Origin of the sequence: Nonomuraea terrae (genome assembly GCF_044465245.1) — a bacterium.
In the GTDB taxonomy this organism is placed as follows: Bacteria; Actinomycetota; Actinomycetes; order Streptosporangiales; family Streptosporangiaceae; genus Nonomuraea; species Nonomuraea terrae.
The window spans coordinates 697,245-719,714 of the sequence record NZ_JBITLL010000003.1; the positions used below are offsets into that span (position 1 = coordinate 697,245).

At 71.3% G+C, this 22,470-nt stretch carries 19 protein-coding genes; 7 read left to right on the forward strand and 12 right to left on the reverse strand.

The features are described from left to right. Positions 1 to 75 precede the first annotated feature (75 nt). From ACIBP6_RS15705 to ACIBP6_RS15745, 9 genes are all read right to left on the reverse strand, one after another. Positions 76 to 918: a hydroxypyruvate isomerase family protein gene (locus tag ACIBP6_RS15705; RefSeq protein ID WP_397052640.1), complete on the reverse strand. Its 843-nt coding sequence runs from the start codon at positions 916 to 918 to the stop codon at positions 76 to 78. A gap of 46 nt (positions 919 to 964) precedes the next feature. Next, entirely contained in the window at positions 965 to 1,669 is a 705-nt protein-coding gene (locus ACIBP6_RS15710) for a GntR family transcriptional regulator (protein ID WP_397052642.1), read from the reverse strand. Between the two features lie 45 nt (positions 1,670 to 1,714). After that, positions 1,715 to 2,665, reverse strand: coding sequence for a D-2-hydroxyacid dehydrogenase (locus tag ACIBP6_RS15715; protein ID WP_397052644.1), 951 nt, complete (start codon positions 2,663 to 2,665; stop codon positions 1,715 to 1,717). Next, on the reverse strand, positions 2,662 to 3,549 hold the full coding sequence (locus ACIBP6_RS15720) for a carbohydrate ABC transporter permease (protein WP_397052646.1): 888 nt from the start codon (positions 3,547 to 3,549) through the stop codon (positions 2,662 to 2,664). Before ACIBP6_RS15720 ends, ACIBP6_RS15715 begins: the two co-directional genes overlap by 4 nt. Continuing rightward, complete coding sequence (locus ACIBP6_RS15725) at positions 3,549 to 4,463, reverse strand: carbohydrate ABC transporter permease (protein WP_397052647.1); 915 nt, start codon at positions 4,461 to 4,463, stop codon at positions 3,549 to 3,551. Before ACIBP6_RS15725 ends, ACIBP6_RS15720 begins: the two co-directional genes overlap by 1 nt. A 43-nt stretch (positions 4,464 to 4,506) precedes the next feature. Further along, on the reverse strand, positions 4,507 to 5,802 hold the full coding sequence (locus ACIBP6_RS15730; RefSeq protein ID WP_397052649.1) for an ABC transporter substrate-binding protein: 1,296 nt from the start codon (positions 5,800 to 5,802) through the stop codon (positions 4,507 to 4,509). A 133-nt stretch (positions 5,803 to 5,935) separates the two neighbouring features. Beyond that, on the reverse strand, positions 5,936 to 7,921 hold the full coding sequence (locus tag ACIBP6_RS15735; protein ID WP_397052651.1) for a beta-galactosidase trimerization domain-containing protein: 1,986 nt from the start codon (positions 7,919 to 7,921) through the stop codon (positions 5,936 to 5,938). Further along, on the reverse strand, positions 7,918 to 10,041 hold the full coding sequence (locus tag ACIBP6_RS15740; RefSeq protein ID WP_397052653.1) for an alpha-amylase family protein: 2,124 nt from the start codon (positions 10,039 to 10,041) through the stop codon (positions 7,918 to 7,920). The genes ACIBP6_RS15735 and ACIBP6_RS15740 overlap by 4 nt, the downstream gene beginning before the upstream one ends. Positions 10,042 to 10,151: 110 nt before the next feature. Then, positions 10,152 to 10,928, reverse strand: a complete 777-nt coding sequence (locus tag ACIBP6_RS15745) for an anti-sigma factor (protein ID WP_397052655.1) — start codon at positions 10,926 to 10,928, stop codon at positions 10,152 to 10,154. 119 nt (positions 10,929 to 11,047) lie between these two features. Between ACIBP6_RS15745 and ACIBP6_RS15750 the strand changes: the two genes are divergently transcribed. From ACIBP6_RS15750 to ACIBP6_RS15760, 3 genes are all read left to right on the forward strand, one after another. After that, positions 11,048 to 12,244, forward strand: coding sequence for an FAD-dependent oxidoreductase (locus tag ACIBP6_RS15750; protein ID WP_397052657.1), 1,197 nt, complete (start codon positions 11,048 to 11,050; stop codon positions 12,242 to 12,244). Positions 12,245 to 12,335: 91 nt separating this feature from the next. Beyond that, positions 12,336 to 13,673 (forward strand): class II 3-deoxy-7-phosphoheptulonate synthase, encoded by a 1,338-nt coding sequence (locus ACIBP6_RS15755; protein ID WP_397052659.1) that lies wholly within the window; start codon positions 12,336 to 12,338, stop codon positions 13,671 to 13,673. Between the two features lie 139 nt (positions 13,674 to 13,812). Next, positions 13,813 to 14,580: an SAM-dependent methyltransferase gene (locus tag ACIBP6_RS15760; RefSeq protein ID WP_397052661.1), complete on the forward strand. Its 768-nt coding sequence runs from the start codon at positions 13,813 to 13,815 to the stop codon at positions 14,578 to 14,580. 51 nt (positions 14,581 to 14,631) lie between these two features. On the opposite strand, the gene trxA is transcribed toward ACIBP6_RS15760, so the two are convergent. Further along, positions 14,632 to 15,006 (reverse strand): thioredoxin, encoded by a 375-nt coding sequence (gene trxA / locus ACIBP6_RS15765; protein WP_132620768.1) that lies wholly within the window; start codon positions 15,004 to 15,006, stop codon positions 14,632 to 14,634. A 155-nt stretch (positions 15,007 to 15,161) separates the two neighbouring features. Here trxA and ACIBP6_RS15770 point away from each other — a divergent pair, with 155 nt between their 5' ends. Next, positions 15,162 to 15,572, forward strand: coding sequence for a VOC family protein (locus tag ACIBP6_RS15770; protein ID WP_397052662.1), 411 nt, complete (start codon positions 15,162 to 15,164; stop codon positions 15,570 to 15,572). A gap of 50 nt (positions 15,573 to 15,622) precedes the next feature. Here ACIBP6_RS15770 and ACIBP6_RS15775 read toward each other — a convergent pair whose 3' ends face one another. Continuing rightward, positions 15,623 to 16,105, reverse strand: a complete 483-nt coding sequence (locus tag ACIBP6_RS15775; protein WP_397052664.1) for an iron chaperone — start codon at positions 16,103 to 16,105, stop codon at positions 15,623 to 15,625. 69 nt (positions 16,106 to 16,174) lie between these two features. Beyond that, positions 16,175 to 16,723, reverse strand: coding sequence for a glyoxalase (locus tag ACIBP6_RS15780; protein WP_397052665.1), 549 nt, complete (start codon positions 16,721 to 16,723; stop codon positions 16,175 to 16,177). A 474-nt stretch (positions 16,724 to 17,197) separates the two neighbouring features. Between ACIBP6_RS15780 and ACIBP6_RS15785 the strand changes: the two genes are divergently transcribed. The 3 genes from ACIBP6_RS15785 (at position 17,198) to ACIBP6_RS15795 (ending at position 22,336) form a co-directional block, all read left to right on the forward strand. Continuing rightward, the gene (locus ACIBP6_RS15785) at positions 17,198 to 19,585 is read left to right on the forward strand and encodes an ATP-binding cassette domain-containing protein (protein WP_397052667.1); all 2,388 of its coding nucleotides are present in this window, start codon (positions 17,198 to 17,200) and stop codon (positions 19,583 to 19,585) included. A 4-nt stretch (positions 19,586 to 19,589) separates the two neighbouring features. Next, complete coding sequence (locus tag ACIBP6_RS15790) at positions 19,590 to 20,840, forward strand: MFS transporter (protein ID WP_397052668.1); 1,251 nt, start codon at positions 19,590 to 19,592, stop codon at positions 20,838 to 20,840. Between the two features lie 62 nt (positions 20,841 to 20,902). Beyond that, positions 20,903 to 22,336 carry a pentapeptide repeat-containing protein gene (locus ACIBP6_RS15795; RefSeq protein WP_397052670.1) on the forward strand — a complete coding sequence of 478 codons (1,434 nt, stop codon included), beginning with the start codon at positions 20,903 to 20,905 and terminating at the stop codon, positions 22,334 to 22,336. Positions 22,337 to 22,470: the final 134 nt, after the last annotated feature.

Genomic DNA, 22,470 nt, shown 5'->3' on the forward strand with positions numbered 1-22,470 from the left:
GTGGAGTCCGGTCGTGGAGTCCGGTCCTGGGGTCCGGTCGTGGGGTCCGGTCGTGGGGTCCGGTCGTGGGGTGGGTCAGCCGGCGCGGTGCTCGCGGGCCAGCCAGTCGAACGTGTCAGGGCCGCCGTGCTGGTACTCCAGGCCGACCCGGCCCCGGTAACCGGTCGCGTGGAGCCGGTCGATCCAGTGGCCGAGCGGCAGTGAGCCGGTGCCGGGGGCGCCCCGGCCGGGCGCGTCGGCGATCTGCACGTGGGCGATGCGGTCGGCGTACTTGTCGATCACCGCGATCACGTCGTCGCCGTTGACGGCGAGGTGGTAGAAGTCGGCGAGCAGCCCGATGCCCGACGTGACGGGGACGCCGTCGGGGACCCCGTCGGTGACGCGGTCGATGACGCGGTCGATGACGGCCACCGCGTCGGCGGCGCGCAGCAGCGGGTAGCGCGGGGCGCCGCTCACCGGTTCGAGCAGGACGGTGCCGCCGATCGCGGCGACGCCCCGCACGCACGCGGCGAGGTTGTCCGCGCCCAGCTCGTCCTGCTCGCCGGCGCTGATGCCATCGATCCGGTTGCCGTAGAGGGCGTTGAACGACCGGCAGCCGAGGCGTTCGCCGATCGCGGCGACCACCGGGATGTTGTCGAGCAGCTCGCGCGTCCTGCCCGGCCAGGACACCAGGCCGCGGTCACCGCCCGGCATGTCGCCGGCGAAGAAGTTGAGGCCGGTCAGCCGAAGGCCCGCGTCCTCGATCGCGCGCACGAACGCGTCCACCTCGCGGTCGCCGGGCACCGCTTCGGCGAACGGCCACCAGAACTCGACGGCCGTGAACCCGTCGGCCGCCGCGGCGGCGGGCCGTTCGAGGAGCGGGCGGTCGGTGTAGAGGATGGAGCAGTTCACGGTCCAGGAGACCGCTTGTGGAGACATGAGCCGTTCCTTCGTCGAGGGGTGAGGTGGGGCGCGTCGCGAACGCTCAGGCGGGAGCCTCCTCCGAAGGCTCCTCCACGGCTCCGCCCTCCCTGCGCAGCTGGCCGATCAGGCGGTCCTGAGCCTGGTCGAGATGGTGGGTCAGCCGCTGCTGGGCGGCCTCGGCGTCGGCGGCCCCGATCGCCTTGAGTATGTCGTCGTGCTCGCGGGCGACGTTCATGGGATGGGTGGTGCGGTGGGCCTGGAACTGGCCCATGGTGAGGTGCACCTCGCCGAGGATGACCTCGTGCATGCGCGACAGGCGGCGGCTCCCGACACCGGCGACCAGCGCGGAGTGGAAGGCGATGTCGGCCTCCACCTGGCTCTCGAAGGCCATGTCGGTGGCGGCGGCCTTCATCGCCGCCTGCGCGCGCACGGCGGCGGGCGGGACGACGCCGCGGCGTGCGAGCGCGGCGACGGCGGCTCGTTCCACGGTCTCCCGGCTGAAGTAGAGGTCGCGGATCTCGTCCTCGCCGAGCTTGGGGACGACCGCGGTCTTGTGGACCGAACGGCGCAGCAGGCCGAGAGCCGTGAGCCGCTCCAGGCACGCCTTGGCGGTCGGGCGCGCGACGTTGTACTCGCCGGCGATGCGGACCTCGGTGAGCTTCTCCCCCGGGGCGATCTCGCCGTTGACGATCCGCTTGCGCACCGATTCGTACAACGCCTCAGTCAGGGACGACGGTCCCAGCGGAAAGCTGCCCTCGCTGTCCACGTGCTTCCTTCCATCGTCGCAATCGTCAGACAAGTATACTGGCTTTCAGTAACCTGCGGCCTTGTCCACGATGTTGCGCAGCGGCTCCCCCTTGCTGAAGCGGCCGAGGTTGTCCGCCAGGATGTCGAGCCCCCGACGCGCGGTCGCCTGGGTCGTCGCGCCATTGTGCGGGGTGATGATGACGTTGGGAAGGCCCCAGAAAGGGCTTTCCGGCGGCAGCGGCTCCACTCCGTGCGCGTCGAGCCCCGCGCCGGCGATCCGGCGCCGGCGCAGGGCGTCGAGAAGCGCCTCGTCGTCGGCGATGCCGCCGCGCGACACGCACACGAAGAAGGCGGTGGGCCGCATCGCCTCGAACGCGGCGCGGTCGAACACGCCCTTGGTGGCCGCGGTCAGCGGCGCGGTGACGACGACGAAGTCGCACGCGGCGAGGAAGCGGTGGAGCTCCTCCGGCGCGAACATCTCGTCCACCGCCGGATCGGGCGGGCACGTACGGCGCCGCATGCCGAGCACCCGCATGTGGCACGCCTTGGCCTTGCGCGCCAGATCCAGGCCCGACCCGCCGAGCCCGAACAGGCCGACGCTCCGCCCGGCCAGTTCGTCGTGCGTGAACCGGTCCCAGCGCCCGTCGGCCTGCGCGCGCAGCCAGCGCGGCACGTCGCGGTTCAGCATCATCATCAGCAGCATGGCGTGCTCGGCGAGGGGGATCGCGCCGTTGCCGGTCGCCGAGGTGAGCACCACGTCGCTCGCCAGCATGCCGGGCGACAACGCGGTGTCCACGCCCGCGGCCGGGCTGTGCACCCACCGCAGCCGCCGTGCCGCGGCGAGCAGGTCGTCCGGCACGTGCCCGGCGATCGCGTCGGCGGTCTCGACCAGGCCGGGGACGGTGGTCAGGTCGGGCACGAACTCGACCCGAGCGCCGGGGGCCGACCGGCGCAGCAGCTCCCGTTCGGCCTCGTCGTGCCGCCCGGTCACCAGGATCGTGAGGGTCTCGCTCATTTGAGCCCCGTGGTGGCGATGCCCCGGATCAGGTGCTTCTGGGCGAACGCGAAGAAGGCCAGCACCGGGAGGAGCGACACCAGCGACATCGCGAAGAGCATGCCGACGCCGTCCTGGCTCTGCGAGTCGACCATGGAGCTGAGCGCGACCGACACCGTGAACATCTTCGGCGAGGTGAGGTAGATGAGCGGGACGAAGAAGTCGTTCCAGGTCCAGATGAACGTGAAGATCGTCGTGGTGACCAGCGCCGGGCGCATGAGCGGCAGGATCACGTACCAGAAGGTGCGGAACGGACCGGAGCCGTCGATCCAGGCCGCGCGGTCGAGGTCGCGCGGGATCGTCCGGATGAACTGCACCATGAGGTAGACGAAGAACGCGTCGGTGGCCAGGAACTTCGGGATGAGCAGCGGGAAGTACGTGTTCACCATGCCGAGCTGCGAGAAGAAGATGTACTGCGGGATCACCAGCACGTGCAGCGGCAGCATCACCGAGGCCAGCGTGACGGCGAGGTAGACCTTGCGCATCCGGAACTCCAGCCGCGCCAGGGCGTAGGCGGTCAGCGCGCAGGAGAACAGGTTGCCGACGATCGACCCCACGCTGACCAGCAGCGAGTTCACCAGGAACACGCTGAACGGCCGGTTCAGCGCGTTCCAGCCCTGGACGAAGTTGTCGAAGGTCAGGTCCTGCGGGATCAGGCCCGGCTGGGTGAGGATCAGATGGCTCGGCTTGAACGCGCTGACCGCCATCCACACCAGCGGGTAGACCATGAGCAGCACGAAGACGCCGAGCCCGAGGTGCTTGAGCAGGTCGCGCGACCTGCGTCGCCGGGTGTGCGCCCGGGCGGACGAACGGGTGGAGTCGATGGGCGCGGTCGCGGTCGTCATCAGTCGTCTCCGTAGAAGACCCAGTACTTCGACAGGATGAAGTGGATCGCCGTCACGATCGCGATGGCGATCATCAGCACCCAGGCCAGCGCCGAGGCGTAGCCCATGTCGAAGTTCGCGAATCCCTGTTGGTAGATGTACAGCGTGTAGAAGAGCGTGGAGTTGGCCGGCCCGCCCGTGCCTCCGCTGACCACGTGGGCCTGGGTGAACGCCTGGAACGCGCCGATCGTCTGCAGGATCAGGTTGAAGAAGATGATCGGCGTGAGCAGCGGGACGGTGATGTGGGTGAACTGCCGCACGACCGTGGCACCGTCGACCTTGGCCGCCTCGTACAGCTCCTCGGGGATCTGCCGGAGACCCGCCAGGAAGATCACCATCGGCGAGCCGAAGGTCCACACGTTGAGCACGACGAGGGTGGACAGCGCCGTGGCGGGGTTCTGCAGCCAGCTCTCGCCGTGGATGCCGAACAACCCGAGGGCCTGGTTGATCAGCCCTTCGTCGCCGAAGATCTGCCGCCACAGGATCGCGATGGCGACGCTGGTGCCGAGCAGCGACGGCAGGTAGAAGGCGCTGCGGTAGAAGGCGAGCCCGCGCAGCCCCCGGTCCAGGATCAGCGCGAGCAGCAGGGCGAAGGCCAGTTGCAGGGGGATGGAGACGAAGACGTAGACCAGGGTGACCCTGACGGAGGCCCAGAAGTACTCGTCGGAGAACATCCGCCGGAAGTTCTCCAGGCCGTTGAACTCGGGCGAGCTGAGGATGTTGTAGTCGGTGAACGCCAGGTACAGCGAGGCGAACAGCGGAATGGCGGTGACCAGCAGCAGACCGAGCCACCACGGGATGAGGAAGATGTGCGCGGCCAGGCCCTGGCTGTGCAGTCGGGACGCTCTCGGGCGCCTTGACCTTGTCGTCGCCACGGCGACCTCCAGTCGGGGTTGAGCTGATCGGGCGCGGCGCGCGTCACTTGGCCCGATCGATGCCGGCCTGGACCTCTTCGATGAACCTGGCCGACCCGGCCGGGACGGTGGTCCTGCCGAGGGCGATCTCCTCGGCCACCCGGGCCATGGCGGTGCGCCAGGTGTTCGTGCCGGGCGGCGCCTCGTAGCGCGGCCGCCGTTCGGCCTCCTGGTCGGCCTGCACCACCTTGAGCATCTCCGTCTCGTCCGCACTGGCGAAGTCGTACGCCTGCTTGAGCACCTCCGGGTTGACCGGCGCGCCCATCGTCAGGCCGACGACCTTGAGCATCTCGACGGTGTTGGTGTTGTAGTCGATCAGCTTGCCGGCGGCCTCGACCTTGTCCGCGTCGATGCCCTGGTAGATCGCCATCCGCGGGTAGTAGAGGAACTTGTGGCCCGCCTGCGCCCCGGGCGCGATCGGCACGGCCCGCTCCGCGAAGGTGTGGTCGGGGAACATCTTGGCGTCGTCGATGATGTGGTTGGAGTTGGCGACCTTGCCCAGCACCTTCTCGCCGACCAGGGTCCAGTCGGGGCTCATCCCCTCCTGCTCGCTGAGGGTCAGGACGGCGCCGGCCTTGAGCAGCTTCTCCCACCAGTCGAACCAGCTGCTGACGCCGTCCACGGTGAAGCCGATGCGGCCGTCCTGGGTCCACAACTGCTCGCCGCGCTGCCGCAGCCACGCCTCGAACGGCAGGTCGGCGTCGGCCTCGTACGGCGATCCCTTGCGCCCCTTGGGATTGTCCTTGGTGTAGTCGACGAGCAGCTCCGCCCACGCGTCCCAGGTCCACTCGCCCTCGCCGGAGGGCAGCTCGACGCCGTCCTCCTCGGCGAACGACTGGTTCCAGCGGATGACCGGGACGAAGATGCCGAACGGCATGGTGTTCAGCTTGCCGTCGAGCTTGAAGGACTCCAGGGCGGCGCTGTCGTAGGCCGACAGGTCGAGCGTGGGGATGCCCTGGAGGTCGCGGTAGAGGTTGTTCCTGGCGTACGTCATCACCTGCGCCGAGGCGATCCAGAAGATGTCGGCGACGTCCCTGGCGGCCATCTGGGTCGTCATCCGCTCCTGGAACGCCTCGTACTCGGCGAACTCCGGCTCCACCTGGATGTCGGGGTTCTTGGCGCTGAACTCCTTGAGGGCCTTCGTGTAGTTCTGCTGACGGACGTTGTTGCCCCACCAGGCGTAGCGCAGCGAGGTGGCCCCGCCCGCCGCACCGTCGCCGCCGCCGCATCCGGCCAGGCCGACGGCGGCCGCCCCCGCCAGCGCCAGCTTGAGGAACCCCCGGCGATCGACTTCGTTCATCACTGCCTCTCCCGTCGTCGCTCACAGTGGGCGGGCCGCCGCAGTGCGGCATCCCGGTGAAGCTTTAGTGTTCATTTGCCTGACCTGACAGTCAATAGGTCGTGAATACTTGCCTGACAATCTCGCGGCGGATCTACCGCGTGACGACGAGCACCTCGAACAGCCCGAGCTCGGGCAGCCGAACCCGGGTGCCGCCCGGCCCGCTCTCCGTGGTGAGCGGGCGGTCCGCGCGCAGCGCCCGGACGGACCAGCCCTCCCCCGCCCACGGCAGGGTCAGCCACGACTGCGGGATCGGCAGCGGGCGGGTGAACCTCTGGGAGGCGTCCCCCGAACGGTTCAGCAGGTGGATCACACGCCCGGCGGCCGAGCGGCCGAGGACGATCTCGACCTGCTCGGGCAGGTCCGTCTCCACCTCGATGCCGGGGCCGGCCGCCCGTAGCGCGCGGTCCGCGAAGTGGTCGCGGTGGGCGCTGAGGCCGGCCTCCCGGTAGCCCCTGCCGACCGTCCACGGCAGCACCGCGCCCACGCCCTCGCCATGGGCGGCGCACACCCAGCCGGGATGGTCCAGCTCGTCGTGTCCGTGACACTTCTCCGGCGGTCCGTACGGCGCCCGCGACAGCGCGAACAGCCCGGTCTCGGCACCCGGACGCGGCTCCACCACGTGGAACGCGCCGACCACCGGCACCGGGAAACCCCAGGGCCGGCCGGGAGCGGGCGCGTCGCGAAGGTGCAGGGAACGGGTCGCCTCCTCCGAGTCGCGGCTGGACAGGCGCCTGGCGACCGGCAGGCACCGCAGTTGTACGGCGTCCGCGTCGAACCCGGACGAGCCGGTCGCCAGCACGACTCCGCCGGCCGCGGCATGATCGTCGAGCGCCGCCACCGCCCCGGCGGAGAGCGGGCCGAGGTCGGGCAGGACCACGAGCCGGTATCGCGCCGTCCGAGTGACGCCGAGCTTGTCCTCCGGCAGCACGTCGAAGGGGATGTGCCGCTCCAGCAGCGCCAGGTAGAGCCCCTGGAACTCCGCCGTCGCCGCCGCCAGGCGCTCGCCCCGGAGCTTGAGCGGGTCGGGCCGCACCAGCAGCGTCGGCGCCTCGGACACGAGGTCCCGGTAGACCTCGGCGTGGTCGCGGTGGAAGCGCGTGATCCGCCCGGCGACCTCCAGGCACTCGTACGCGCTGTCGTCGGGCGTGCCCATGATGTAGGTGGACGGGATCGCGCCACGGGAGATGGCCTGCACCAGGTACTGCGCGAAGTGGTGCGGCTCCTCCCCCGCCAGCCGGTACGGCATGTCCACGAACCCGACCGCGTTGACCAGCACCGGGACATCCGGCCGGTAGGACTTGGCGGCGCTGACGTGCTCGCTGGTGCGGTGGTGCCACAGCGGCCGGCCGACGGCGTTGTTGGCCTCGTGGAAGACGATGTCGGCGTGCTCGCCGAGGATCAGGGCCGCCGACGGCCGCCGGGCGGCGATCGCCGCCCGGACGCGCGCGTTGAGGTCCTCCAGTCTCTCCCGCGCGAAGCGCTGCCACCGCGGGTAGGCGGGCGAGTCGGGGCCGGTGGGCAGGGCGTCCCCGAAGGCGCGGGCGCACGCCAGGCACTGGCACACGCCCCAGTACCTGCGGCTGTAGTCGATCTCGTTGTACGACATCCAGTTCAGGAAGAAGCCGTCCACCTCGTAGCGGTCGAGGACCTCGGCGAGCACCTCGAACAGCTTGACCTGGTAGTAGTCGCCGCTGGGGCAGACGCTGGTCAGGCCGTTGTAGACCTGCGCCCGGCCGGCGGCGTCCACGAAACACCACTCCGGGTGCCGCTCCGCGCGACGGCGGTCGATCTTGGAGAAGTCCATGCGGGCCAGCACCCGCACACCGCGCCGGCGCGCCGCCGCCACGGCGTCGCCGACCAGGTCGCCCGACGGGCGCGCGGCGAGGGCGGGGTTACGCGTCTGGAAGTCCAGGCCCGTCGGATAGTTCGACAGGATGCCGCCGACACTGAGCAGCCAGGTGTCCGCGCCGAAGCCCTGAATGTGGTCGAGCACCCGCTCGACGTCCAGACCGGCGTCCACCTCGCGGAGGTTCGTCTGGAACATCCGGAACGGCTCCCGCCACCAGACGCGCGTCACGAGTGGCCCCACGAGACGTGCACGACCTCGACGAGCCCCAGGTCGGGCACCGAAACCTCGGCTTGCCCGGCGTCGGCCGTCACCTTGACCTCGGTGCCGGCGACCAGCAGCCGCGCCGCGACGTCACGCCCGCCCTCGGGCAGCCGCACCGTGACGGTCTGCGCGGGCAGCGGGAGCGTCTCCCTGATGGCGCCGCGCATGGTCATCGGGTTGCTCAGGTTGACGAGGGTGACGGCGATCCCGCCGTCGTCACGGCGGACGGCGACGTCCACCAGGCCGGGCCCGCGGACGGTCACCTCGGGCTCGTCGCCGAGCGCCCACAGGACGGCGTTGCCGATCAGGCGTCCGTGGTCGGCCTGGAGCGCCTCCCAGAAGATCGAGCCGATGTCGAAGGGAAGGTGGACGACGCGGCCCCCGCCCGGCGCCTGCCGTACGACGACGGCCGGCAGGTCGGGCGCCTGCCTGACGTACACCTCCTCCATCGGCAGGTCGGGGAAGTCGGGGACGAAGCGGAACGGCACGCGGGCGCCCTCGCGCGCCCGCGTGCCGAGCAGGCGGGTGCCGCCGATGATCCGGGTGGCCCCGCCGAAGCCCGCGTTGACCGGGTGCTCGTCCATGAGGCTGATGTAGTTGTTCTTCACCGGGCCGCGGGCGGGCGTGAGCAGGTCGGTGCCGAAGACGTCGGCGAGACCGAAGTTCGGCCGCCGCTCGCCGTTCTCGTCGTAGAGGGACGACTCGTGCGCGGCCACCAGCCCGCCGCCGGAGGCGACGTACGCGCGGATCACCTCGCACTGCTCGTCGCTCAGCCGGTCGGCGTTCGCGAGGACCAGCACCTTGTGGCGGCGCAGCCGCTCCGGCGTCAGAGCCTGGTCGGCGATCAGCTCGAACGGGATGCGCGCCTCGACCAGCGCCTGGTAGAAGCCGTCCTCGTCGGCGAACGCGGCGCCGCCCGAGCCGGTCGGCGGCCGGTCGGTCCTGTTGGGGTCGAGCAGCGCGACCTCGGCGGTGATCTCCATCCCCGACAGGACCGGTTCGAGGTCGGCGTGCAGGTTGAACGCCTCCACGACGGCCGGCACCCAGCGCGGGTCGGAGACCGTGGCGTTGAACTTGGTGAACCAGGGGCGGGCGCCCTGGGCGAAGCCGTTCACGATCCAGGTCTTGGTCTCCTCGGGCGGCGCCACCGAGTCCTTCCAGCGGTACTTGTGCTCAGGACCGACCGAGGTGATGAGCACCACCGGCCGATCGGGGAACAGGGCCCGGCTGCGCTTGGCGACCCGGCCGGCGAACCACGGCGGCTGGATGCCCGAGCGGCCCTGCTTGTCGACGACGAACAGCGGATAGTGCCTGCGGATCAGGTCGCGGTCGAGGTCGCGGGCCGCGAGGCTGCCCAGGTTGGGGATGAACCGGGAGTGCGGCCGCAGGTCCCTGACCGCGCCGTCCCACAGGGCGACCAGCTCGCTCAGCTTGCGCCGCCGCCACGCGAGGTAGGCCGGCCAGGCGGGGTCGGTGAAGTCGTTCTCCTTCAGCGGCAGGTCGAGCCCCGTCTCGTCGCGGAAGGACCGGCGCGCGTCCTCGCTGTAGGAGATCCCCGCGTAGCCCTCCCAGCGGTTGGCGAAGATCGCGTCCACGTCGTACTCCCGCACGATCTCGCGAGCCACCTCGGTGACGAACTCCCGGTGGTAGCCGGTGAACGCGCAGCTCAGCCAGATCCCGGGATACGCCCAGTGCTCGATCGGGCCCCCTTCGGCGTCGCGCGCCAGCCATTCCGGGTGGGCCTGCGCCGCGTCGGCGTGCATGGCGTGCGGATCCACCCGTGCCATGACGTGCATGCCGAGCCCGCGGGCCGCCGCCACGAGCGCCCCGAAGGGGTCGCCGTCGCCGAGGTGCCTGCTGCGGTAGTGGTACGGAACGCGCGTCGGGTAGTAGGCGATGTAACCGCCGGCGCTGACGCACACGGCGTTGGACCTGCTGTCGCGCATCAGTCCGGTCCAGAAGTCCACGTCGAAGTGGAGCGGGTCGTCCTCGGCCAGGGTGAGCTGCGTCCAGCGCGTCGCGGCTACCGGCCAGTCGTGGCGCGCCGTCCGTGACTCATCGGCCGCTTCCGTCGCACGCGTTCCCATCGTGACACCTTTCCGTCGGTCGACGACCCCCGAGAGAGGTCTCCGGTGATTGTTATACAAGAATGCAGGACCGACAAGAGCGCATGCTTTTCGGAACGTGGCCGGCGCGGTCAGGCGCCCGGGAGCGCCGCCAGGAGGACAGGCAAGGTCGTGGGGCTGTCCGAGCCGCCGGCGGGCTCGACCGTGAGGGCCACGTGGCCGTCACCGGGCCCGGCGGGGAGCACCACGGGGGTGGTCGTCCCGTCCCCGTCCCCGTCCCCGTCCCCGGCCCCGCCCTCGCCGAGGAGGCCGGCCGGGCGCGGGCCGTCCGGGCCCATCAGCCACAGCTCGTACGTGCGGCCGACCGGCAGTTCGGGCAGGCCCGACGAGGCGAACACCATCCGTCCCATCGCCCGGGAGATCACGACCGTGCCGGTGCCGCCGGAGGTGGCCGGGCGGCGTACCGTCTCGGCGTCGGGCGCGGCCAGGACGGCGGCCAGCTCCGCGTTCCGGGCGGTGAGCTCGCCGAGGTCGCGACGGGCGTCGAGCGCGAGGACCCCCAGCGCGACGGCCGCCGCCACGGCGATCGCCGCCACCCCGGCCGGCACCCTGCCCCGTCCCTGCCGCCTCCGCCGGCGCGGGCCGCGCTCCTCCTCGCCCAGGAGCGCGGCCTCGCCTTCCGCGAGGGAGCGGCGGGTGCGGGCGGTGGCCAGGAGGCGGGGGCGCAGGGACGGCGGGGGCGGCTCGGCCGCCGTCTCGGCCAGGCGGGCGGCTGTTTCGCGCAGGTGGCGTATCTCGGCCGCGCAGGCGGGGCACCCGGGCAGGTGCGCCTCGAACCGCGCCCGCTCCGCGTACGGCAGTGCGTGCACGGCGTAGGCGCCGGAGAGGGCGTGGAGCTCGTCGTTCATCGTCCACCCCGCTGCGAGAGACGGCTGACGCATGTACTTCGGCCGCTCGGGCATGTCGGATGGCCCGGACGCCTTGCGCTTTTCCCCCAGCGTGAGACAATTTCATTGGGTGATGAATTATGGGATGCGTGATAGCGGGCGGCGGTCCGGCGGGCGCGGTGCTCGCGCTGATCCTCGCCAGAGCGGGCGTCGAGGTGACGCTGCTGGAGAAACACGGTGACTTCCTGCGCGACTTCAGGGGCGACACGATCCACCCCTCGACGCTGCAGGTGCTCGACGAGCTGGGGCTGGCGAAGGACTTCCTGAAGCTCCCGCACCACAAGGCGTACGGGCTGAGCTTCGTCACCGACGCCGGCGAGATCACGATGGCGAACCTGCGCGGGATGCCGGGCAAATACGACTACATCGCTTTCGTCCCGCAGTGGGACTTCCTGGAGCTCATCACGTCGGCCGCCCGGCGCTACCCCGGGTTCCGGCTGCTGATGAACGCCGAGGCGTACGACCTGATCCGTGAGGACGGCGCCGTGCGCGGGCTGCGCTACCGCGACCCGTCCGGCGACCACGAGATCAGGGCCGACCTCACGGTCGCCGCCGACGGGCGGACCTCCACGCTGCGCGCGCGGGCGGGGCTCGTCCCGGAGGACCTCGACGCGCCGATGGACGTGGTCTGGTTCCGGCTGCCCCGGTACGAGACCGACCGGGAGGATCCGTTCCTGCGGATCTCGGGCGGCCACATGATGGTGGCGATCAACCGGGGCACCTACTGGCAGCTGGCGTACCTCATCCCCAAGGGCGGCTACGACGACCTCGTCCGCGGCGGCATCGACGCGCTGCGCGGCCCGGTCGCGGAGCTGATGCCCTGGCTGGGCGACCGGGTCGGCGAGATCGGCGGCTACGACGACGTCAGCGTGCTCACGGTCGCGCTCAACCGGCTGCGCCGCTGGCACCGCCCGGGGCTGCTGTGCATCGGGGACGCCGCGCACGCCATGTCGCCGGTGTTCGGGGTGGGCATCAACCTCGCCGTGCAGGACGCCGTCGCCGCCGCCAACCTGCTGGCCGGCTCGCTGCGGTCGGGGGCGCCGATCCCGGAGTCCACGCTTCACCTGGTGCAGCGGCGGCGGATGTTCCCGACCCGGTTCACCCAGGCCGCCCAGCGGGTGGTGCAGAACCGGGTGATCAGGCCGGCGCTCAGCAGAAGTTTCAACCCGCCGCGGCTGCCGCGCGACCTGGCGCGGCTGCCGCTGGTCAACCGGCTGGCCCGGCGGTTCATCGGCCACGGCGTCCGCCCCGAGCACGTGACGGTTGACGAAATTTGACCCGCGCTGGGTTCGTACGCGTATCACCGCATTCTCACAACGTGGACACGAGGGTCGGTGGGGGCGGGCCAGTGGAATACCCTCGTATCTCGTGAGCAGCAATCTCGTGGATCTTGATTCCTGGCGGGCCCTCCCCGCGGCGCAGCAGCCCGAGTGGCCCGACCGCGGCGAGCTCGAGAAGGTCGTCGCCGAGCTCGGCGGCCTGCCCCCGCTCGTCTTCGCCGGCGAGTGCGACCAGCTGAAGGACCAGCTGGCCGCCGTCGTCCGCGGCGAGGCGTTCGTCCTGCAGGGCGGCGACTGCGCCGAGACCTTCTCCGGCGCCACCGCCGACAACGTGCGCAACAAGCTCAAGACGCTGCTGCAGATGGCGATCGTGCTGACGTACGCGGGCAAGGTTCCGGTGGTGAAGATCGGCCGCGTCGCTGGGCAGTTCGCCAAGCCGCGTTCGAAGCCCACCGAGGTGCGCGACGGCGTAGAGCTGCCCGCCTACCGCGGCGACATGGTCAACGGGTTCGACTTCACCCCCGAGGCGCGCAGGCCCGATCCATGGCGGCTGCTCAAGGCGTACCACTCCTCGGCCGTGACGCTCAACCTCGCCCGCGCCTTCACCAAGGGCGGTTACGCCGACCTGCGCCAGGTGCACGCCTGGAACCAGGACTTCGTCGCCGAGTCGCCGGCCGGGCGCCGCTACGAGCAGCTGGCCAGGGAGATCGACCAGGCGCTGGCGTTCATGCGGGCCTGCGGGGCCGAGCCCGAGGAGTTCCACACCGTCGAGTTCTACTCCTCGCACGAGGCGCTCATCCTCGACTACGACCGGGCGCTGACCCGCATCGACTCGCGCACGGGCCTGCCGTACGACGTGTCGGCCCACATGGTCTGGATCGGCGAGCGCACCCGCCAGCTCGACGGCGCGCACATCGACTTCTTCTCGAAGATCCGCAACCCGATCGGCGTCAAGCTGGGCCCGACCACCACGCCCGACGACGCGCTCGCGCTCATCGAGAAGCTCAACCCGACCAACGAGGCGGGGCGCCTGACGTTCATCACCCGCTTCGGCGCGTCCAAGATCCGCGATCTGCTGCCCGCCCTGGTCAAGGAGGTCACCGCGAGCGGGGCCCGGGTGGCGTGGATCTGCGACCCGATGCACGGCAACACGTTCGAGGCGCCGAGCGGCCACAAGACGCGGCGGGTCGACGACGTGCTCGACGAGGTGGCCGGCTTCTTCGAGGTGCACCGCTCGCTCGGCACGCATCCGGGCGGCATCCACATCGAGTTCACCGGCGACGACGTGACCGAGTGCGTCGGCGGCGGCCACGAGATCGGCGAGATGGACCTCGCCACCCGCTACGAGACGGCCTGCGACCCCCGGCTCAACCGCGGCCAGTCTCTCGACCTCGCCTTCCGCGTCGCGGAGCTCTACCGCGGCTGACCCCCGGCGGCCAGACGCCCTCCGGCCGGGGGGCGTCTGCCGAGTGATCCAGGTCTCACCACCGGCCCCAGGGAAACCTGATGAATCACGGATCCCCCGGCTATGATCGCCCCCAAAGCGGTCAATGTTGGGAGAAAACGTGGATAGTGCTCCTGAGGGGGTCGACCCGAACGTCCCCAACGTCGCACGGATGTACGACTACTTCCTCGACGGCAAGGACAACTTCGCAGCCGACCGGGCCGCGGCGGAGCAGATCCTCAAGACGTTCCCCCACACCAGGGAAGGCGCGCGGGCGAACCGGGCGTTCCTGCGCCGGGCCGTGCGTCATGTGGTCGACTCCGGCGTGCGGCAGATCGTCGATCTGGGGGCGGGGCTGCCCACCCAGGGCAACACCCACGAGATCGCGCCGGACGCGCGCGTGGTCTACGTCGACTACGACTCCGTGGTGTGCGTGCACGGCAGGGCGCTGCTGGCCAGGACGGAGAACGTCGACTTCCTGCAGGCGGACGTGCGCGAGCCGGACGTACTGCTCGACAAGCTGAGCGGCATGGTCGACTTCGACCGGCCGGTGGCGTTCATGATGCTGGCCCTGCTGCACTTCGTCCCCGACGACATCGCCTACGACCTCGTGGGCAAGGTGCGGGCGGTGAGCGCGCCGGGCAGCCACCTGGTGATCAGCCACGCCGTGGACAGCACCCCGGACACCACCCCGGAGGCCGAGGAGATCTACCGCAGGAGCACGGCGGCGCTGCACCTGCGCACCCGCGAGGGCGTCCTGCGCTTCTTCGACGGCTACGAGCTGGCCGAGCCGGGGCTGACGCACCCGAACGGCTGGCGTCCCGACGAGCCGCACACCGGCGGCGACAGCATCACCTTCGGGTACGTCGGCGTCGGCCGCAAGCCCTGACCCCGCGCACGCGAAAGCCCCGCCGGGTTGGCGGGGCTTTCCGGCCTGTCGTCAGCTCTGCTGGGCGTTCTTCAGCTCCTCGCTGAGCTCGGCCCTGATCGCGTCCATGTCGAGCGCCCTGACCTGGCGGATGAGGTCTTCGAGCGCGGGCGACGGGAGGGCGCCGGCCTGGGAGAAGACCACGATCCCGTCGCGGATGGCCATCAGCGTCGGGATCGAGGTGATCTCGAAGCCCTGCGCGAGACCCTGCTCCGCGTCAGTGTCGATCTTGCCGAACGTGATGTCGTCGTGCTTGTCGGACGCCTGCTCGAAGATCGGCCCGAACTTCTTGCACGGCGGGCACCACTCGGCCCAGAAGTCGAGAAGGACGATCCCCTTGTCGGCGATGTCGTTGAAGTTCTTCTCGGTCACCTCGATGGTCGCCACAGGTGGCTCCTCGCTCGTCGTCGCTGTGTTGCGTCCGTGTCAACCACATACCCGCCCCCAGCATTCCATGCTCCGGCCGTGGGCACGCCGGCCGCGCCGCGGACCGATCAGGAATCGAGAAGCGCCGGTCTCCGGGCCGCGCCTAGCCTGACCCCATGGACATCACCATTCAGACGTGTTTCCTGCCGCACGACGACCCGGACGCCTCCCTGGCCTTCTACCGCGACACGCTGGGCTTCGAGGTCCGCAACGACGTCGGCCACGACGGGATGCGCTGGATCACGGTCGGACCTCCCGAGCAGCCCGGCACGTCCATCGTCCTGCACCCGCCGGCCGCCGACCCCGGCATCACCGACGAGGAGCGCCGCGTCATCGCCGAGATGATGGCCAAGGGCTGCTACGCCGGCCTCAACCTGGCCACCACCGACCTCGACGGCGCATTCGAGCGGCTGCAGACCGGCGACGCCGACGTCGTCCAGGAGCCGACCGAGCAGCCGTACGGCGTGCGCGACTGCGCCTTCCGCGACCCCGCGGGCAACCTCATCCGCGTCGTGGAGCTGCGGTGACCACCACGATCTCCCCCCGACACGAAGACCGGCCGGGCTCGCCGGGAACCTCAGCTCACCGCTTTCTTCACCAGGTCCCTGATCCTCGCCTCGCCGGCTTCGCTCAGCTCCGTCAGGGCGTAGGACGTCGGCCACATGCCGTCGTCCTCGTCGAGGTTCGCCCGCACGCTGAAGCCGAACGTGGAGTAGCGTTCCTTGTCCGCGTGCCCGCTGCGGAAGAAACACACCAGCTTTCCTTTCTTGTAGTAGGCGGGCTGGCCGTACCAGAGTTTCGGTGCCAGGTCCGGAGCGGCGGTCGTGACGATGGCGTGGACGCGTTCGGCCAGCTCCCGGTCCGGCGGCGACATCTCGGCGATCTTGGCGAGCACGTCTCGCTCATCCGCTGCCGCCTTGTCCGCGCTCCGGCTCCGGCGAGCATCCGCCCTCAGCTCCGCGGCACGTTCTTTGATGGCGGCACGCTCCGCGTCGGAGAAGCCCTCGCCGGAGGACGTGTTCCGCTGGTTCTTCTCCGTGGCCTTCGATTCAGCGCTCATCGTACGTACTGCTCCTTCATCGGTCGTCGTGGTCATCTTCCGCACAGTCCGGTGTATGACTCGCGGGCCTCAGTGCGTCACTCGCCGCAGGAAGCCGTCGCCTTCCTTGGTGGTGCCCGCGTCCCTCGCGAGGACCCCGCGTTCCATCAGGCAGAGCCTGGCGGCCGCCTTGGCGGGGTGGAAGTCGATGTACTTGCTGCCGTAGTCCCGGTCGGCCGTCATCCCCAGGGCTGCGTAGAAGACCTTGGACGCCTTCGGCGCGGAGACGCCGAGGATGACGGTGGTCTCGGTCGGCAACGGAGCTTCCGCTGCGCGTCCGGTGTCCCTGCTGGTGGCCGCCGCCAGTTTCCAGATGGCGCCGTCCGGTGCCCGCAACACCCCGGAGAACGCACCGAACAGGGCCTTCTTCGCGGGCTTGAGAACCTCCGCGCCGCTGCGGACGGCGGCGTCCATCAGGGTCCTGACCTCGGTGGGCTGGTCGACGACGCAGGTCAGCAGGCAGCCGCGGAACCCGGAGGTCGCCGGTGCGACGGCGGGTGAGAGCGCGGTGGCGTAGAACCCGCGCGCGGCCCGCACCTCGGGGGCCCCGAGGGTGATGACGTCGACCTTGAGGACCATATGTGACTCCTTGGGCCTGGCCGCTGGGAAGGCCGGTGATGACCCGAGGCTCGGCGCATCATGTCGCCTTCATGTCAGGTCCGCGGGACCGGCCGTTCGTCCCTCGTATCCGGTGTCGTCGCGGACCTCGAAACCGGGGGTGTCGCGGGCTAAGGCCGAGGCCGCATCCGGGTCGTCATGCGGGAGAACGGCGGGGGTGAAGAGTGACGTGCATGCAGGTAACGCTATGCGCGGTGTCGCGGGCGGCACTTCTCGATTCCTGACCGGTTCGCCATGCCCTCGGAGACATCGGTGACCGCCCGTTCGCCGTCGAGCCGCATGACCGAGCAGGACGGCTTCCTGCGGAGAGTGGCCGCGCCAGGTGGCGAGACGCCGCCGGACACACCGCCCAGAACTGGTTGAATCAACCCAGGCGACGCCGACGGAGAACGCCGAGGCGGCTCCGCCCGACCAACCCGACGACATGGAGACGGAATGAGCATCACCACGAGGACGGACACGCAGTCGCCTGCGCCGCACGTCGCCGACAGCCACGACCTGATCCGCGTGCAGGGCGCGCGCGTGAACAACCTCAAGGACGTCAGCGTCGAGATCCAGAAGCGCCGGCTGACGGTGTTCACCGGCGTGTCCGGCTCGGGCAAGAGCTCGCTGGTGTTCGGCACGATCGCCGCCGAGTCGCAGCGGCTGATCAACGAGACCTACAGCGCGTTCGTCCAGGGCTTCATGCCGACGCTGGCGCGGCCGGAGGTCGACGTACTCGAAGGGCTGACGACGGCGATCATCGTCGACCAGGAGCGGCTGGGCGCCGACCCCCGTTCCACCGTCGGCACCGCCACCGACGCCAACGCGATGCTGCGCATCCTCTTCAGCCGGCTGGGGCAGCCGCACATCGGCTCGCCGCAGGCGTTCTCGTTCAACGTCGCCTCGGTCCGGGCGTCCGGCGCGATCACCGTCGAGCGCGGCGACCGCAAGACCGAAAGGGTGAGCTTCACCCGCACCGGCGGCATGTGCACGCGATGCGAGGGCCGCGGCTCGGTCACCGACTTCGACCTGTCCCACCTGTACGACGACACCAAGTCGCTCGCCGAGGGCGCGCTCACCATCCCCGGCTACAGCATGGACGGCTGGTACGGCCGCATCTTCATGGGCTCCGGCTTCCTCGACCCGGCCAAGCCGATCCGCGACTACACCAAGAAGGAGCTCGACGACCTCCTCTACAAGGAGCCGACCAGGATCAAGGTCGACAACGTCAACGTGACGTACGAGGGCCTGATCCCGCGGATCCAGAAGTCGTTCCTCGCCAAGGACAAGGAGGCGATGCAGCCGCACATCCGGGCCTTCGTCGACCGGGCGGTCATCTTCACCACCTGCCCCGAGTGTGACGGCACCCGGCTCAGCGAGGCGGCCCGGTCGTCGAAGATCAGGGGCATCAGCATCGCCGACGCCTGCGCGATGCAGATCAGCGACCTGGCCGCATGGGTACGCGGCCTCGACGAGCCGTCGGTGGCGCCGCTGCTCGCCAAGCTGCAGCACATCCTCGACTCGTTCGTGGAGATCGGGCTCGGCTACCTCTCGCTCGAGCGGCCGTCGGGCACGCTGTCGGGCGGCGAGGCGCAGCGCGTCAAGATGATCCGCCACCTCGGCTCCTCGCTCACCGACGTCACCTACGTCTTCGACGAGCCCACCATCGGCCTGCACCCCCACGACATCCAGCGGATGAACGACCTGCTGCGGCGGCTGCGCGACAAGGGCAACACGGTGCTCGTCGTGGAGCACAAGCCGGAGACGATCGCGATCGCCGACCACGTCATCGACCTCGGCCCCGGCGCCGGCACGGCGGGCGGCATCGTCTGCTTCGAGGGCACCGTCGAAGAGCTGCGGAGCAGCGGCACCCTCACCGGCCGCCACCTCGACGACCGCGCCACGCTCAAGGAGACGGTGCGCGAGCCCACCGGAGCGCTGGAGATCCGCGGCGCGAACACCCACAACCTGCAGAACGTCGACGTCGACATCCCGCTCGGCGTGCTCGTCGTCGTCACCGGCGTCGCCGGCTCCGGCAAGAGCTCGCTCGTGCACGGGTCGATCCCGCCCGGCGCGGGCGTGGTGTCGGTCGGCCAGGGCGCGATCCGCGGGTCCAGGCGGAGCAACCCGGCGACGTACACCGGGCTGCTCGACCCGATCCGCAAGGCGTTCGCCAAGGCCAACGGCGTGAAGCCGGCGCTGTTCAGCGCCAACTCCGAGGGCGCCTGCCCCACGTGCAACGGCGCCGGCGTCATCTACACCGACCTGGCGATGATGGCGGGCGTCGCCACCCCCTGCGAGGAGTGCGAGGGCAAGCGGTTCCAGGCGGCCGTGCTGGAACACCACCTCGGCGGCCGTGACATCAGCGAGGTCCTGGCGATGTCGGTGACCGAGGCCGAGGAGTTCTTCGGCTCCGGCGAGGCCCGCACGCCGGCCGCGCACAAGATCCTGACCCGGCTCTCCGACGTCGGGCTCGGCTACCTCACCCTCGGCCAGCCGCTCACCACGCTGTCCGGCGGCGAGCGGCAGCGGCTCAAGCTGGCCACCCACATGGCCGAGACGGGCGGCGTGTACGTGCTCGACGAGCCGACCACGGGCCTGCACCTGGCCGACGTGGAGCAGCTGCTCGGCCTGCTCGACCGGCTCGTCGACGCCGGCAAGTCGGTCATCGTGATCGAGCACCACCAGGCGGTCATGGCGCACGCCGACTGGATCATCGACCTCGGCCCCGGCGCCGGCCACGACGGCGGCCGGATCGTCTTCGAGGGCACGCCCGCCGACCTCGTGGCCGCCCGCTCGACCCTCACCGGCGAGCACCTCGCGGCCTACGTCGGGGCCTGAACCCGTGGTGCTCCGGCGCCTCGTCCCGTCCGCCTACCGGCCGTTGCTCGCCGACCGGGTGTTCCGGCGGCTGATCCTCGGCTTCGCGGTCTCGTACCTCGGGGACGGGATGAGCTTCGTCGCGGTGGCGTGGCTGGCCATCGAGCTCGCGCCGCAGGCGAGCGCGGGGCTGTGGGTCGGCGGCGCGGTGGCCGCGTACACGTTGCCGGGCGTGGCCGGCGCGCTGGTGTTCGGCCGCCGGCTGCGCCGGATGCCGGCCCGGCGGCTGCTGCTCGCCGACAACGTGCTGCGCGGCGTGGTGCTCGGCGCCGTACCGCTGACCTGGCTCGCCGGGCTGCTCACGCCGCCGCTGTACGTCGTGCTGCTCGCGCTGTCGTCCCTGCTGCACGCGTGGGGCAGCGCGGGCAAGTACACCCTGCTGGCCGAGTTGCTGCCCGGCGAGCATCGGCTGGCCGCCAACACCCTTGTCAGTTCGCTGAACTTCGCCGCCACGATCGCCGGGCCCGCGATCGCCGGCGTGCTGGTGACGTACGTGAGCTCCGCGCTCGTGCTCGGCCTGGACGCGCTCACCTACGTGTTCCTCGCGGTGCTCGTCGCGCGCACCCGGCTGCCGGAGTCGGGGCGGGTCTCCCCCGTCGACGGGACGGCCGCGCGCGGCGGGCTCGCGCTGCTGCGGTCCCATCCCGAGCTGCTCGGGCTGCTGACGCTCACCTGGTTCTTCAACCTGCTGTACGGTCCCGTCGAGGTCGCGCTGCCGCTCCACGTGACCGGCGACCTGCGCGCGCCGGGCACGCTGCTCGGCCTCTACTGGATGTTGTTCGGCATCGGCGCGCTGCTCGGCGGGCTCGCGGTCGGCGCGCTGCGGCGGCTGCCGCTCTGGCCGGTGACGGTCGCCATCGTGGTCGGCTGGGGGTTGTCGCTGCTGCCGTTCGGGTTCGACGTGCCGGTGGGCGTCACCGTCGCGTGCTTCGCGCTCGGCGGCCTGATCTACGGACCGTTCGTGGCGCTCTCGGTGACGCTGATGCAGGCGACGTCGCCACCGCAGCACCTGGCCGCGATGCTCGCGGCCCGCAGCGCGGCGCTGCTGACCGCCTCGCCGCTCGGCACGGCGATCGGCGGGCCGCTCACGGCGGCGCTGGGCGCGCGGGTGACGCTCGGCGCGTCCGGGCTCGCCACCGTGGCGCTGGGCGCCGTCGCCTGCGTCCTGCTGCTGGCCCGACGCCGCGCCCGAATTAGTGCGCATATTTCCGCCTAAAAGCGGCCAGAACATAAAATCACCGATCCTTGACCCGGAGCCCCGGCGGGTATCACCCAGGCATGGACTGGGTCACCTGCGCGTACTCGGCTGCCTGCATCGGAGTCGCTAGCCGGCCGTCCGGCTTCTGCCTCGCCCACCTCACCCCCGAGCACCTCGGCGCCGCGCTCGGCGCGATCGCCCCCGGCCGCCTGCTCGACCTGCGCGGCACCACCGTCAGCAGCGATCTGCTGTCCCGCGTCCTGCGGGCCGCCGGCGACCGGCCCGGCCGGGCCCGGTTCGACCGGGTCACCTTCACCGGCGACGTCCGGCTGTCCGGCGTCACGTTCACCGGCGACGTGTCGCTCGACGGGGCCCGGTTCGAGCGGCTGGCCTCGTTCTTCGGCGCCCGCTTCGAGGGCAACGTGTCGCTGGCCGACGCCCGCTTCGCCCGCGAGCTGTCCTTCCACGGCGTCACCGTGCGCGGGCACATCTCGCTCGACCGGGCCGTGATGGCCCGCGACGCGCTGTTCAGCCAGGCGGTGTTCGGGCACGGGTTGTCGGGCGAGCGGGCCAGGTTCGACGGCTTCGCCGCCTTCGACGGCGCCCGTCTCGGCGGCGGCGCCTTCTTCAGGAGCGCCCGCTTCGGCCGTACGCTCTCGTTCCGCAAGGTCACCGGCCACGCCGGGTTCGACGCCGCGCACTTCGCCGCGGACGCGTACCTGTCGGCCACCGGGCGGCTGTCGGCGGCCAGGGCGCGCGCCGACGGGCTGCTCGACGTGGCCGTCACGCGGTGCGGGGTGGATCTGCGCGGCCTGCACGTGGCGGGCGCGGCGACGGTGCGGCTGACCGACTCGCAGGCCGACCTGGAGGGCGCGGTGCTGCGTGGCCCGGCCACCGTGACCGGGCGCGGCGCGTCCGCGATCACGTCGCTGCGCCAGGTGAAGGCGCCCGACCTGGGCCTGCGCGGGCTCGATCTGTCGGCGTGCCGGTTCGCCGGGCTCGCCGACCCGACGGGGGTGCGGGTGAAGGAGTGCACGTTCGCGCTCACGCCGCGCGGGATGCGGGTGAGCCTGCGCTGGCCGATGCTGCGCTGGCTGGTGCGCAGGCGCACGCCGGCCGGCGAGCAGCCCATGCGCGCCCTGGCAGGACCGGGCGCCTCCGGCCACCCAGGCTCGCGCGCCGGCACCGCGACCGGCACCCCGGCAGGTACCCCGGCAGGCACCGCGACCGTCTTCGCGTACGCCACCGCCGCGCTGCGGGCCGACACCGCGGCCCTCACCCCGACCGGCACCCCGACCGGCACCCCGACCGGCACCCCGACGGGCGCCATCGCCGGCGCCGCGGCCGTCTTCGCGTACGCGGCCGCCGGGCCGCGCCGTCGCGCGGGCCGGAGGCCGTGGGCGCTCGCCTGGCACGTCCTGCGCGCCGGCGGGGCGACAGTCCGGGGGCCTCTGCCGGCGGCGATCGCCGCCGTGCTGTCGGCCGCGCGGCCCGGCGGCCGCTCCCCCCGCTGAGGCCCTCCTCGGCGGACGCTCCTCCCGCTGAGGCCCGCTCATCGCGGCGGCCACCGTTGAAAGCTGGGCGCCAGGGAACGTAAGGACCCCAGGGACAGGAGGGACGCGATCGAGCGAAGCGGCCGCTCCCTGGC